Source organism: Coleofasciculus sp. G1-WW12-02, from assembly GCF_040219735.1.
Taxonomy (GTDB): Bacteria; Cyanobacteriota; Cyanobacteriia; order Cyanobacteriales; family Coleofasciculaceae; genus Coleofasciculus.
Genome location: NZ_JAVJRX010000128.1, coordinates 1 through 14,046, shown reverse-complemented (window position 1 = coordinate 14,046; position 14,046 = coordinate 1). Strand labels below are relative to the sequence as shown.

Genomic DNA, 14,046 nt, shown 5'->3' with positions numbered 1-14,046 from the left:
TTACTGATGCTTTAGAAGCATTTCGTACAGCAATGTCAAGTGCTTTTATCGCTTGGTTAAACGAAAATAGGGACGTATTTGTCGCTTATAAAGCCAGTTTGGGCTTTATTTGGCGTTGATTTTTGTTTAAGTCCCGTTAGTAAAGTCGATTTAATCAGGAGAAATAACGGCTTATGTGTAGCCTGAGAAAAGAATTGGATGCCTCTATTCTTCCGGCATCCCGCTATCCCTCCTCACCCTACGAGAGTTGAGGGTGAGGACTCCCGCGAATACGTTGACACCAATGCACGGGGCGTGCGCCCCTACAGTTTCCGGGCGTCAGATTTACCTGCCTAATACTTTCGTTCTTGGGGTTCAAAGCGGGTAATCGCCACTGACTTGTACTGCAAATCAATTCCGGCTGAGGAATAGTACGCCAGGGTATGCTTCAAAAAGTTGGTATCATCCCGTTGGGGATAATCCTCGCGAGAATGGGCACCCCGACTTTCTTGGCGATTTAGGGCACAAGTGAGAATGATTTCCCCAACTACCATGAGATTCCGCAGTTCCAAAGCTTCGATTAATTCCGTATTCCAGCAGCTTCCTTTGTCATCTAAATAGATATTTTGGTACTGCTGTTTCAACTGTTGCAGTTGATTCAATCCTTCCTGCATTAATGCCTCAGTGCGGAAGACGCCGCAGTATTGAGTCATGCAGTCTTGGAAGTTTTGACGTAGTTTATCGATGCGTAGGCTTCCGGATTGACCTAGCAATGCATTAATCTTATTCTGGGCAGCATTGAGATAGATTTGTTCATCAATGTCCGGTAATTTGCGGTTTTGAATATATTGCGCGATCGCAGCCCCAGTCCGTTTGCCGTAAACCACGCATTCTAGCAGGGAATTACTCCCCAAGCGATTAGCACCATGCACCGAGACACAAGCGGATTCCCCGGCGGCAAACAATCCTTCAATAAAGCCATCGGCTCCACTTCGCACTTGTCCATCGGTATTGACGGGAATGCCACCCATGGAATAATGGGCTGTAGGACGCACGGGCATCGGTTCGTATACCGCGTCAACCCCGACGAGTCGGTGGGCTTCTTCCCAACAGAAGGGAATGCGACTCATTATTTTTTCCTTACCTAGATGTCGCAAGTCCAGATAGACACAAGGACCTCCAGGATTCCCATCCGGATAAACCCCTCGACCGGCACGAATTTCTAATGCGATCGCGCGTGAGGTAATATCCCGTGGGGCGAGTTCCATTTTACTCGCGGCATAATTTGCCATGAAGCGATCGCCTTCACTATTAATCAGATACGCCCCTTCACCCCGTACCGCTTCGGAAATTAATACACCCACCGGATATAACCCGGTTGGATGAAACTGGACAAACTCCATATCCTCCAACGGTACCCCTGCTAACGCTGACATGGCTAAGCCATCCCCCGTCGAGGCAAAATCATTGGAGGTGGTATTAAACACCCGTCCATAGCCCCCTGTGGCAAACATCACCGCTTTTGCCCGTACCACTTGCAGGTGAGTTTTCATGATGTTGAACATCACCACCCCTTTTGCCTGCCCGTCTTCCAAAATCAGCCGCATGACGTACCATTCTTCGTACACCGTCACGTCGTTCTTGCGGAGATTACTCACCAGTTCATGAAGAATGGCATGACCCGTTTTATCGGCAGCATAGCAGGTACGGCGATGGGAATGACCACCAAATGCACGTTGGGCAATGCGACCATCGGGTAAGCGGGAAAAGAGTACCCCCAGATGTTCTAAATCAATCACCACATCCGGTGCTTCTCGGGTGAGAATTTCTACCGCATCTTGGTCAGCCAGATAATCTGACCCCTTAACTGTATCAAAGGCGTGGGCTTCCCAGGTATCCTCAGCATCCACATTTTTCAGCGTCGCCGCCATCCCCCCTTGGGCAGCAACGGAGTGGGAACGAATGGGATGGGTTTTGGCAACCAGTGCCACATTCAGCTTCGGATCAGTGCGTTTAATTTCCAACGCCGCCCGACATCCGGCTAAACCACCGCCGACAATAATCACATCGTGTTCTCGCATCTCAACTCGATTGAATTTCTGCTGTTATCCATCATGAACTACCCAGACCTACTTCGTTGAGGTCTGGGTTTCTACAACCAGACCAGCAGGACTGTGTTTCTGACGCTTCATCTGCCCTAGTTGCTTCATGCTTCCCGTTTGCTGCGAAGAGCGGGTTTCTGAAGTAGAGCTAGAGGCATCGGCGTCTACCATCCTCGTTCCAAACCCCGGTAGAATTCCTAACGCCCACAAAAGCATTACTAATGCTGCGGCTAAATCCCTATCCATTGTGAATCCACATTTATGGCAGTGGTGAACTCTTTCGTCTAGGGTCTTTTTCTGCTGATTTCCACAGTTAGGACAAGTCTGGGATGGTTTCACTTTTCGAGTAGGAACCTCGATAAACACTCCACCCGCGTCTTTCACTTTATATTCAATCGCTGACCTCAGCATTCCCATACCCACGTCTAAGATGGATTTATTTAGCCCAGCTTTCTGCTTTTTGCGCTTACCTTTTTTGGAAGAGCGGGTCATTTTCGAGACTTCTAGTTTTTCCGTAGCAACGAAGCTATTACAGCGAACAATGTCTGTTGCTACTTGGTGTACCCAGTTTTGGCGCTGATTAGCAACCTTGTGAGTTACTTTGCTAATTTTCGCTTGGGTCTTTTTCCACCGACTAGAACCTTTTTGTTTTTTCCTTCTATTGGGGGCCCTCTTACGACGCTTACCCTTGGAAAGATGTTTAATCTCAGCTTCAGCTTTTCGCAAAAACTTAGGGGCTTCAATAAAAGAATGGTTTTCCCCATCGGTGATTGCTAATGCTGACTTGCAACCAAAGTCGATGCCAATTGAACCAAAATCTGTTTGTCTTGTTGCAGCCTGCAACTCAGTCAAATTCACGGTTATGCTAGCGTACCATTTTCCATTGCGGTAGACAATGGTGCAGGTTGTTGGAGTCCCCCAGATACGGGCTTTACCACGCATCTGGATAGAACCAATTTTGGCTAAATCTAGATAACCGTTATCACCCGTTGTGTGTACCTTCCAACCTGTTTTACTGGGATACGTCCAGCCAGAGTAATGCCTGATCGACTTATACTTAGGTCGCTTGGCTAACCCTTTAAACCACCGATTAAATGCGTAATCAACACGCTTTAACGTAGCCTGCAAGGTCATACAATTACACTCTTTGTACTCTACCCAAACTTCCTTGAAGGCAGGTAAAGAGTTTTGTTGCTCGAAGTAGTCAACCCGATGGTTAAACTTCTGGTACTGGGTGAACCGATTGCAAACAGCAGCGTTATACAGATCCTTGTGCAACTTACGGTGATACCGCAATGTCTGCTCTTGCTTTCTATTGGGGTATAGCCGAAAAGTTGCACGTCGGACTGGCATTGGCTGAAATCTTAGTTATCCTATATGTGTGTACTCACAGGATAACACTGAATCCGGAAAATGGCTAGAACGAATAAGGTAATTGTCAGACTGACCGACAAAGAGAAAGAGAAAATCAAGAAAGAATCTGATAGGCTAGGTGTCTCAATGTCAGAAATTGTCCAAGACTGGATTAAGCAACTACCAGACTAAGTATATTGGGAATCTCCGTACCTCCGATTAAGAGCTATTCCTCCCCACCCTGCTAGCGCTGAGGGTGGGGACTCTCGCGAACCTGTTGACCGATTACTAAAATTCCCCACCAAAAGGCAGGGAACTTTTTAGATTTCCGCGCCTGCCGTACTTGTGCGGCAGGCGCGGAAATAACTGATCTGTAAATCTCCTCCGCCCCTCTGCTCCCCCAGCTCCCCCAGCTCCTCCTCAGACTAGCTAGTTGCCTGAGCCGGTTGGGATGCACCGCGACTGCTCCGATTGGCAGCCGTTGTTTCCTGCTCCTCCATCGCTAATATTTCAATATGATTCAGCAATGTGGTCACAAAGGCAAAGAGTAAAAAGGGCAAAGACAAGACCAAGACTAATCCCACCGTTGCCAACGCATAAATTTGGCGCTCGGCACTCCACAACGCCAGTGCAGAGGCAAGACTTATGAAAATGACGATTAACCACACAATGATTTGTCCATAGATATCGCCAAAACTCAGGGTGCAGATCAAGCGATATTTGTTAAATTGTTCCATTATCAACCTCGACACATTTCTTTAAGTTCCCAGGATAAGACCGTATTTGAGGTTTGGCGCATTTCTCAACATATTTTTAAATTGGTCGCAACATCTGTTTACAATTGGGGATTGGGAATTGGGCGAAGCATTCGCGTTGGGACGTTGATAGAAAACCGAGACATCTGGACGCGAATGCTTCTCCCCTACGAATGCATGACCCTTGGTTGCACTCAAGGAACAAGTCAGACTTATGACTTATACTGAATTCAGGGTAACGCGATCGCGTCCTTGCTGTTTCGATAGATACAGGGCTTGATTTGCCGCCATAATCAAGGCATCGATGTCAGTATGGGGGTCAACCAGACTTGCCACACCTAAACTAACCGTTACCACAGAAGCAGGCAACTTTAACGTCTCAGGCGGTTTAAATTCAATCGCCAGAGATTTAACCTTGTCTCGCATCCTTTCTGCTACTTGAAACGCTCCCGTGGCATTCGTATGAGGTAAAAGGATAGCAAATTCTTCTCCCCCATAACGCGCCACGACATCCGTTGTCCGCTTGACACAGCTACGCAGGCAATAAGCAATGCGTCGCAAACATTCATCTCCTGCTGCTATGCCATAGACTTTGTTGTAGAGTTTGAAACAATCAATATCGCACAAGATTAAGGATAGAGGAGACTGTTCTACATTTAAATGATGCCACTCTTGTTCGAGTTTTTGGTCAAAATAACGGCGAGTAGCAAGTTGAGTCAGAGTATCCATACTATCAAAGGAATAGAATTATAGGTTTGGTGTTCTTTCTGATCACACGGTATTCTTAAAAATATAGATAGCTAGTCTATATAAAAACATAACAAATAATCTTTAAACTACAACATTAATTTATTAAAAAAAGTAACATAGATTAACAACTTTTATCGTTTATAACTGCTGATTTTATACAGACATTGCACCGAAATCCAGGCGTTCCACCGGAACATCTCTACTCAGTACTCAAGAATTAAAACACCTGCTAGGTTAAGGATTACCTCTATTATCACAAATTTTTGCATACTGTTCCTTCACTTGGGAATTTGTCCGCAGATAGTCCTGCACCCAGTGGCAACCAAATGCCCAGACCTGATCGAGATCAATGATTTGGTCTAAATCCCACAGAATTACAGTTTTGTCTACACTAGCAGAGGCAAGGGTGCGACCATCAGGACTAAAGGTGATATCATAGACGCGATCGCTATGGGCTTCTAAGGTGACGAGAAGTGTACCGTCATTGCGCCACAGCTTCACCGTCTTATCCAAACTCGCAGACGCCAGCATTTGCCCATCGGGACTAAATGCAATATCGTTGACGCGATCGCGATGCCCGTTTAGAGTGGCTAGTAATGTGCCATCCCTTGTCCAGAGTTTAATCGTATTGTCCCAACTCGCAGACGCAAGGCGTTGACTATCGGGACTAAAGGCTAAAGCACGAATACTATCACCATGTCCGGTTAAGGTGTTCAGTAAACTGCCATCCTGTTTCCAAATTTTAATCGTTTTATCTTCACTTCCAGAAGCAATTAACTCACCATCTGGGCTAAATACCACGTCATAAACTGCATCGTTATGTCCGGTTAAGGTTTTAAGGAATTTACCATCCCGCGTCCAGAGTTTGACGGTTTGATCGCTACTAGCAGAGGCAAGTAACTGACCCTCTGGGCTAAATTCTACACCGTAAACGATGTTGCTATGTCCCCGTAACGTTTTCAATAAAGTCCCATCACCCTGCCAAATTTTAATAGTTTTATCTACACTCGCTGAGGCAATCATTAACTCATTACTTGGCAGTGATTCAATAATTTCGCTATTGCCTTGATTAATTTCTTTCTTCGTCACAATACCATTTTCAGAGGAACTATTAGCATTCACTGTGGGAGCAACAGCAACATCGAACACGGCTTCATCATGCCCCTCAAAAGACGCCAACAACTGACCATCACGTCGCCAGAGTTTTATTTCACCATCCCAACTCCCAGAAACCAAAGTTTGACTATCCGGACTAAAATCAACACCCCAAATAGCATCCTGATGTCCTTGGAGAAACGTTAACAAAGTTTTTTCCAGCGTCCAAAGTTTAATTGTGCCATCCAAACTCGCAGAAGCCAACATTTGACCATCGGGGCTAAACGCTACCGCCCAGAGTCCATTTTGATGCCCGTTCAAAACAGTGAGTTCGGTTCCATTGGTTTGCCAAAGTCTAACGGTTTGATCCCAACTCGCAGAAGCAAGGGTTTGACCATCCGGGCTAAACGCCAAACCAAAAACTCCATCAGTATGTCCTTCTAAGGTTCTCAATAACATCCCATCAGCCTGCCAGAGTTTGACTGTTCCATCTGTAGAACTTGAAGCCAAAACTTGACCATTGGGACTAAATGTTACATAATTCACCCCACCATTATGACCTTTGATGGTTTTTAGCAACATACCATTATCTGTCCAAATTTTAACGGTTTTATCCCAACTGGCAGAGGCAAAGTATTGACCATCTGGACTAAAGGCTACATGGCGAACTTCTGCGCTATGTTCTTTGATAATCCTAGGAATAAAGCATTCTTGGGGATTGTTGATTGTTGATTGAGAACTAATGCAAGTCCGATCAATTCTCCAAAGTCTTATCGTTTGATCATCACTACCAGAGACTAACATCTGACCATTAGGACTAAAATTGACACTATTCACCTGATTTTTATGCCCATTCAGTGTGGCAACTAACGTACCATTGCGCCGCCACAGTTTCACAGTTTTATCCTTACTTGCCGAAGCAATGAGTTGGCTGTCTGGGCTAAATGTTACACTTTTTACTGTATCGCTGTGTGCTTGAATTGTGGTTAATAACGTTCCATCAGGTTGCCAAAGTTTAATCGTTTTGTCTTCACCCGCTGAGGCAATCATTGAACCATCGGGACTAAATTCTACGTCATGTACTTGCTGGCGATGACCAGAGAGGCGGTTATATTCTTTGACGCCATACACTGCCTTTCGTAGTACTTTTTCAACCGATTTTTTTGTCTGAGTGTCCACTCGACCTAAGGCTTGTAATTTCTGTTTTGCTCTCAGGGCAGCAATTAAAGCATCTAATCGTTGATCGAGGGCAAATAGTGCTTCTGAAGATGTGGTAATTGCCTCAATTTCACTAATCGCTAACCTGCGGTTTTGCACCAGAATTGCCCCGGCTAATCCACTGACGAGAACCAACATTGTCCCAAAGGTTACCAACAGTAATCGCTGCTTTTTGCCAATCTCACGTTCAGCGGCGAGTCGGGCTTCCACTTCCTTGAGGCGTTCGGCTTCTATCTGTTGTTGAACCTCATTGCGATCGCAGGTTTCGCTGGCGGCTAAGAATTGATAATCTAAGTCACTCAAACTTTTGCCCTGAGACCAAGTTTGGGCATCTTTTAAAGCCTGTCCGCGCAAGAGTCGTGATGAATCCTGAAATTGTGATCCAACCCAAGCTGCTAAGGTTTGAGAGTAAGGGCGCAGATTGGTTAATTGTTTCTCAACCCAGTCGGGGTTAAAAACGGCTAGATAGACGCGATTTTTTACTTTTAAAATACTCTGTTCTTTGATAACCAAACCGGATAGTAATAATTCTGTTTGCTCGCGACTATCATCCGTTTCGATATCAATACCCTGTAAAATTTGTTGATAAATTCCCAATAATCTACCCGCTCGTGCTTCGTTTCTCAAGAGGCGATCGCGGACGGTACGTAGGTGTTCTGGCTCATCCTGGGATTCCCAATGGTGAATGATGCGATCGCGCACCATGGATTCTACCCAAAAGGCTTCGGTTCCTGGTGGAATTTTGAGCGGCTCACTGACTGTCTGTTGCGCTACTTCCAGCACCAGTTGACACAGTTTTTGGCTCAAAAAAGGTTGCCCTCCTGTCCAAGCTAATATTTCTTTGAGGATGGCTTGAGGGTTAGCAAATTTTTGGCTGAATCCTTGGGCTAAGGGTTGAGATTCTTCCAGTTTAAAGCCTTGCAGTTCGATGGCTTTGCCAATATTAAAAGGAGTGCGTTTTTTGTCAGCAATTAAATCGCTGGGTGTTGCCACACCGAATAGGGCAAAAGTGAGGCGATTGTAGTCGGGTTCTAAAGTGCGTTGGTTATAGCAATATCGAATTAAGGCAAAAAAGTCATCAATGGGGAAATCTAAACTTAAAATGCTATCGATTTCATCGATAAAAATAATCAGGTTTTGGTTAGGAAAATGACTTAAAACTATTTCACAGATAAACTTATTGAATCGCTGGGGTAAAGAAATATCCTCTTGCTGTTGCCACCAAGTTTTTATATTAACCGTTTTAAATAGTTTTAATTTTCGACTTAAATCCAGAATCAGTCCCTTATACCACTGAGTCGGTGTAATCGTTTCCGAGCCAATCATGGTCATATCAATAGTGGCACAAATAAACCCCTCTTGTTGCAGGCGATGGCAGGTTCTTACCAATAGGGAAGATTTGCCCATTTGCCGACAGTTGAGAACATAGCAAAACTCACCCTGTTTAAGTAATTGATACAGTTGCTGATCGGCTTTTCGTTGAACATAGATGGGAGCATCTTTGTGCAGACTCCCACCCACTTGATAAGGATTCATCGTTGTTGAAGATATCTGGAAAGATGAGACAAGAGATAGGGTAAGTGAGTTTTGAGTATAGGGACGGGTAATGGGACTTTAGGCTTGGCTATTAGATGATGGCGTTTGTACAAATCCCGCCCTGATTGCCCTAATGTTACTTGCACTCAGGGTAACGCGCATCTTTCCTGTCTGCATGGATAAAGCCCCTGGTTTCCCTAGCTACGGAATACGTGATCACTAAAATTTAAACCCGACAAAAAAAGTCGGGTATGTTTGACGGTAGTTTTGAGCTGTGATACTATCAGCGAAACGTTGACGAATAGAGAGAGACCACCCATGACCCAGGCAACCATCCCCCATACATCCAGCACCGCTGCCACATTCAAAAACCTCACCTGTAAAGAGTGTGGCGCCGAATACGAACCTCAAGCCATCCACGTTTGCGAGTTCTGCTTCGGTCCGTTGGAAGTCACGTATGACTACGACGCCCTGCGCCGCCACGTTAGCCGTGAGACAATTCAGTCAGGACCGAATTCAATTTGGCGCTATCGTTCCTTCTTACCCGTAGCTACGGACAATCCCATTGATGTAGGCACAGGGATGACACCTTTGGTCAAATCCCATCGCTTAGCACGACGCCTGGGTCTAAAAAATCTTTATATTAAAAATGATGCGGTAAACATGCCCACCCTGAGTTTCAAGGATAGGGTCGTTTCCGTCGCACTGACTAGAGCTAGAGAATTAGGATTTTCTACAGTATCTTGTGCGAGTACTGGCAACTTAGCCAATTCTACCGCTGCGATCGCGGCACACGCAGGACTCGATTGTTGTGTATTTATTCCGGCTGACTTAGAAGCGGGGAAAGTCTTAGGCACATTAATCTACAACCCCACAGTAATGGCAGTTCAAGGCAACTATGATCAGGTCAACCGCCTCTGTTGTGAGGTTGCCAATACCCAGGGTTGGGGATTTGTCAATATTAATTTGCGTCCTTACTATTCTGAAGGCTCAAAAACCCTGGGCTTTGAAGTCGCCGAACAACTGGGTTGGCAGCTACCAGATCATATTGTGGCGCCTTTAGCTTCCGGTTCTCTGTTCACGAAAATTCATAAAGGCTTCCAAGAATTCATTAAAACGGGTTTAGTAGCCGATAAAGCCGTTCGCTTCAGTGGCGCACAAGCCGAAGGCTGTTCTCCCATTGCCCAAGCCTTCCGGGAAGGACGGGATTTCGTGACTCCGGTAAAACCAAGTACAATAGCTAAATCGATCGCGATTGGAAATCCAGCGGATGGAATCTATGCCCTAGAGCTCGCCCAGAAAACCAACGGCACCATTGAATCCGTCACCGACGCTGAAATTGTTGAAGGGATGAAACTGCTAGCTGAAACCGAAGGTATCTTTACCGAAACCGCTGGTGGTACAACAATAGCCGTCCTCAAGAAATTGGTGGAAGCTGGAAAAATTGACCCCGATGAAACCACCGTTGCCTATATCACCGGGAATGGACTAAAAACCCAAGAAGCGGTACAAGGATATATTGGTGAACCCCTCACCATTGAACCGAAATTAGATAGTTTTGAGCGAGCCTTAGAACGGGCGCGTACCCTTGACCGTTTGGAATGGCAACAAGTCCTGGTTTAATCATGTTCCAGACGTAGCATACTACGTCTGGAACATACCATGGCGTTTCTGTAGGGGCGGGTTTCACTATTATCATTTCTGTTGCATTTAGATGTGACTAAACCCGCCCCGACAACCCTAGGCTCAAAGAAACCTGGTTTTGAGAGATATCATGCTACGTCTGTGCTGGGAAACATTTCCAACATCTACCCATTAACTACTGATTCCTAATCTATGGCTGTAAAAGTTCTAATTCCTACCACTCTCCAGAAATTCACCAACGATAAAGCAATGATTGAATGCAGCGCTGGCAATGTTGCTGAACTTTTGGACTCTCTCGAAATTAGTTGTCCTGGGATTAAAGGACGTTTGTGTGATGATCAAGGAAAGCCTCGTCGCTTTTTAAACTTCTACGTCAATAGCGAAGATATTCGCTTTCTCGATGGCACAAATACCCAACTCAGCGATGGCGATGAAGTCAGCATTGTACCTGCTGTCGCTGGCGGTTAATCTGAACGAGAAACAACGCTACGAATTTGGTGTAGAGACGCAGCATGCTACGTCTCTACATGGGTAAGGAACCGTTCCAATGCTTCGCGATTCGGCAGCGAAGGCTGCGCCCCGGCTTGGGTAACTGAAATTGCCCCCGCTGCTGCGCCCCAGATAACTGCCTGTTGTATCGATAATCCCTCTGCCAACGCAACCGCTAATGCGCCATTAAACGCATCACCCGCCGCCGTGGTATCCACAACCTGAACCGGAAATGCTGGCACAAAAAAGCTTTCTGATGAGGTGCTACAGTAAACGCCTTGGTTCCCCAGTTTGACGCTCCTCGCACTTTTAGGGCGAGGATTCTTGGTTCATAGACACACCTTACAACCACCTATCCTTGCGGCAATCCTTAAACCAAAAGCCCGTAGAAAACTACCAAGCGTCGAGCCTAAGTTAGATGATCCCAGAGGGCTTGTCTCCCCAAGCGTAATGGTACTTTATGAGAGTGTCTGACTCATCCGTTTGCTCTCTTTCCCTGCGTTCCTGTCCGCCCGACAGTACGCTTGTTCTTAGTCCATTGATTGACTAATGTTTTTACTTTTCTGGTATCGGCACTCGTTTAAGCCCATGGGTTTTTTAAGAGGTTTCTCGCGCCTCACGTACTAGCGTCTACTTTACGTGATAAGTATCGATTTCTCGATTGGTGGTACTCACGAATCCCACTTTGCGCTAGGCTACTTTTTTAGTATACACTTACGAAAGAGAATATCCGGAAAATTCAAAAGTCCCGATGGCAGGGGGAGGCTTGAAACCCATTATTTCGGTCAGAATCGCAGTCTTAACGCCCCGTTGTTGTAGGATAGGGGCGGCTTGATTTGCCCCTTTCCCCCCAGGGGCGGTAAAAAATTCAGATCCTTGTAGTGTTTCACCGGCGACAGGTAAGCGGGGAGTTTTGGTAACTAAATCAATATTGATGCTACCGAAAACTAGGATAGATTTCATCGGACAAATAGTTTTAATAAACCGAGCAACACTCAGAAGTTGTTGAAAAACCTGGAAGCGATTACACCAATCAGCACGAGTAAACCTAACCATAATTTTCAGTGTACTTACTTCTGGGATGCTCACGTCTCATTCATTAGTGGTAAATTCAGGAAGCCTTGAGCATAAAATCATGAAATGATTAATAAAACAATAAATGCCGCAGGGTATACGCCACAACTGTAACCGCGCAAACAATCACTAAATGTCCTGGTAAAGGGTAAAGCGAGTATTTCAACATCGCATCCATAAGCGACAAACCATCCATACTTGTCATATTAAAAATAAGATGGAAAATGGTTAAATAGCCTAGACCATAAATATGAATCGTAAATAAGCCGCCAAGGCAGCTAAACCCTAGCGATTCTAATCGCAAAGGCAGACGAAATGCCAAAAAACCACAAACCCAAGCCCCGGCAATAAATCCTAATAAATACCCAAAACTGGGTTCTCTTAAATAGCCTATACCCCCACCTTGGTCAAAGACGGGTAAAATTAAGCCTAAGACCAGATAAGCAATTTGAGACAGGACACCTGCATTTTTTCCGCCTAAACAACCAACCAGTAGAACTGCCCCAATCTGACAGGTAACGCCTAAGGAAACAGGCTGAATTCCTTGGTTTGACCAATCCCAGGGCGGATTTGTCACGAAGGCTTCTAAAAATGTGCCGCCGATAGTCAGTAATAAGCCAATGAAAGCCCAAACGAGTTCATGGGGAGCAGACACTTTTACGCGAATCGTTTTAAACTCCCCCTCTATACTGTCTGGGATTGATGCTCTCCGGGAATCGGTGCTTCGCCTCCCGTTAATCCTAATGACTCTAACATGGCATGATCCTGTTCTGGCGGCTGTCCTAGAGTAGTTAGATAATGACCAATTAACATAGCATTAATCCCAGCTTTTAATCCAAGGGCTTGGAGTTCGCCCATCACCGCTTCTCGTCCGCCAGCATAGCGAATGATTTGTTCGGGTAAAATCAGCCGGAAAATCGCGATCGCTTTTAGGGCTTCGTATGGATCAAGTTTATTCTGTTCTGCCAAAGGAGTTCCTTGACGCGGATTCAGCAAGTTCAAGGGTACAGATTCCACCTCTAATTCCCGCAAGGCTAGGGCTAAATCCACCCGATCCTCCCAAGTTTCCCCCATCCCCAAAATGCCACCCGTACAAGCTTGAATTCCTGCTGCTTTTAGGTGTTTAATCGTCTCTACGCGATCGCGCCAACGATGAGTTGTGACAATTTCTGGGAAAAAGTTCTCCGATGCCTCTAAGTTATGGTTATATCGGGTGACTCCTGCCTCTTTTAATGCCTGTGCTTGTTCTGGTGTCACTTCGCCTAAAGCACAACAGGGTTTAATACTGGTTTCGCTAATAATACGCTGGACGGTTTGGAGAATTTGCTCAAATTCTGTGGATTTGGGGGATTGATATTTGGGTCCACGCCCTTGACTCACGAGGCAAAAACGTTTTGCCCCTGCTGCATCTGCTGCTTTCGCTTGTGCCAGTATTTCCTCTGGGGATTTGAGTCCGTAAATGGGAGAATCCTTTCCGGGATGATGGGCAGACTGGGCGCAAAAACCGCAGTTTTCTGAGCAGCTACCGGATTTAATGTTAACGATACTGCATAAATCCACGGTGTTGCCACAGCAAGCTTGGCGCACTTGATCAGCCGCTTCACATAGGAGCAGAATATTGTCTTGTCCCTCTATCTGCGCCAGTTTCAGCGCTTCCTCTCGATTGATGCGATCGCCTGCTATGATCCGTTGGGCGACAGAGGCGAGCCAATCTCCCACTGAGGTTGGCGCTGAGGCTGGGGAATTCGCCCCATCCGGATGGAGTGAATTGTCAGACTGTCGTAATGGCGTTTGAACCACGCTGCTTAAACCCTCGCTTTGCACGTCGGCGGTTTGGTCGTGATGTCACAACCGATAGAACCGCAACTTCACACTATACCGTATATCCGACATGCTGCACCAATTCTGTCTTACCGGAAAAGCGATGGGTGAAGGCTCCCACGCTCTTTAGCTGGGAGATGAAACCGAGCGAACCGTCTAGGTAGCGAATAAATTCGCCAGTCAAATAATTCGGATAACGTTCTACTATTGTGGTAATGTAAATACAAGTC

General features: G+C 45.9%; 10 protein-coding genes and 2 pseudogenes. 3 read left to right on the top strand and 9 right to left on the bottom strand.

All coding sequences use genetic code 11. From position 1 onward, the window contains the following. Positions 1-332 precede the first annotated feature (332 nt). Both RID09_RS20955 and RID09_RS20950 read right to left on the bottom strand, forming a co-directional pair. Positions 333-2,060: a succinate dehydrogenase/fumarate reductase flavoprotein subunit gene (locus RID09_RS20955; protein ID WP_446337854.1), complete on the bottom strand. Its 1,728-nt coding sequence runs from the start codon at positions 2,058-2,060 to the stop codon at positions 333-335. A gap of 48 nt (positions 2,061-2,108) precedes the next feature. Then, positions 2,109-3,434: an RNA-guided endonuclease InsQ/TnpB family protein gene (locus RID09_RS20950; RefSeq protein ID WP_446337853.1), complete on the bottom strand. Its 1,326-nt coding sequence runs from the start codon at positions 3,432-3,434 to the stop codon at positions 2,109-2,111. A 60-nt stretch (positions 3,435-3,494) separates the two neighbouring features. Here RID09_RS20950 and RID09_RS20945 point away from each other — a divergent pair, with 60 nt between their 5' ends. Then, positions 3,495-3,626 (top strand): ribbon-helix-helix protein, CopG family, encoded by a 132-nt coding sequence (locus RID09_RS20945; protein ID WP_446337852.1) that lies wholly within the window; start codon positions 3,495-3,497, stop codon positions 3,624-3,626. A gap of 233 nt (positions 3,627-3,859) precedes the next feature. Here the strand turns inward: RID09_RS20945 and RID09_RS20940 are convergent, their stop codons facing one another. The 3 genes from RID09_RS20940 to RID09_RS20930 form a co-directional block, all read right to left on the bottom strand. Then, positions 3,860-4,171 carry a hypothetical protein gene (locus RID09_RS20940; protein WP_446337851.1) on the bottom strand — a complete coding sequence of 104 codons (312 nt, stop codon included), beginning with the start codon at positions 4,169-4,171 and terminating at the stop codon, positions 3,860-3,862. Positions 4,172-4,408: 237 nt separating this feature from the next. Further along, entirely contained in the window at positions 4,409-4,918 is a 510-nt protein-coding gene (locus RID09_RS20935; RefSeq protein WP_446337850.1) for a diguanylate cyclase, read from the bottom strand. 255 nt (positions 4,919-5,173) lie between these two features. Beyond that, entirely contained in the window at positions 5,174-8,788 is a 3,615-nt protein-coding gene (locus tag RID09_RS20930; RefSeq protein ID WP_446337849.1) for a WD40 domain-containing protein, read from the bottom strand. Between the two features lie 318 nt (positions 8,789-9,106). Between RID09_RS20930 and thrC the strand changes: the two genes are divergently transcribed. Together thrC and RID09_RS20920 are read left to right on the top strand one after the other, a co-directional pair. Then, complete coding sequence (gene thrC, locus RID09_RS20925; RefSeq protein ID WP_446337848.1) at positions 9,107-10,411, top strand: threonine synthase; 1,305 nt, start codon at positions 9,107-9,109, stop codon at positions 10,409-10,411. 213 nt (positions 10,412-10,624) lie between these two features. Continuing rightward, entirely contained in the window at positions 10,625-10,900 is a 276-nt protein-coding gene (locus tag RID09_RS20920; RefSeq protein ID WP_446337847.1) for a MoaD/ThiS family protein, read from the top strand. Positions 10,901-10,947: 47 nt separating this feature from the next. Here the strand turns inward: RID09_RS20920 and RID09_RS20915 are convergent. The 4 genes and pseudogenes from RID09_RS20915 to bioB form a co-directional block, all read right to left on the bottom strand. Continuing rightward, positions 10,948-11,217: pseudogene (locus RID09_RS20915) on the bottom strand (PfkB family carbohydrate kinase); the annotation flags it as partial. Between the two features lie 481 nt (positions 11,218-11,698). After that, positions 11,699-11,884: pseudogene (locus tag RID09_RS20910) on the bottom strand (PfkB family carbohydrate kinase); the annotation flags it as partial. Between the two features lie 181 nt (positions 11,885-12,065). Further along, a complete protein-coding gene (locus RID09_RS20905; RefSeq protein WP_446337846.1) occupies positions 12,066-12,650 on the bottom strand; it encodes a biotin transporter BioY in 585 nt (194 codons plus the stop codon). A 29-nt stretch (positions 12,651-12,679) separates the two neighbouring features. After that, positions 12,680-13,795: a biotin synthase BioB gene (gene bioB / locus RID09_RS20900; protein ID WP_446337845.1), complete on the bottom strand. Its 1,116-nt coding sequence runs from the start codon at positions 13,793-13,795 to the stop codon at positions 12,680-12,682. Positions 13,796-14,046: the final 251 nt, after the last annotated feature.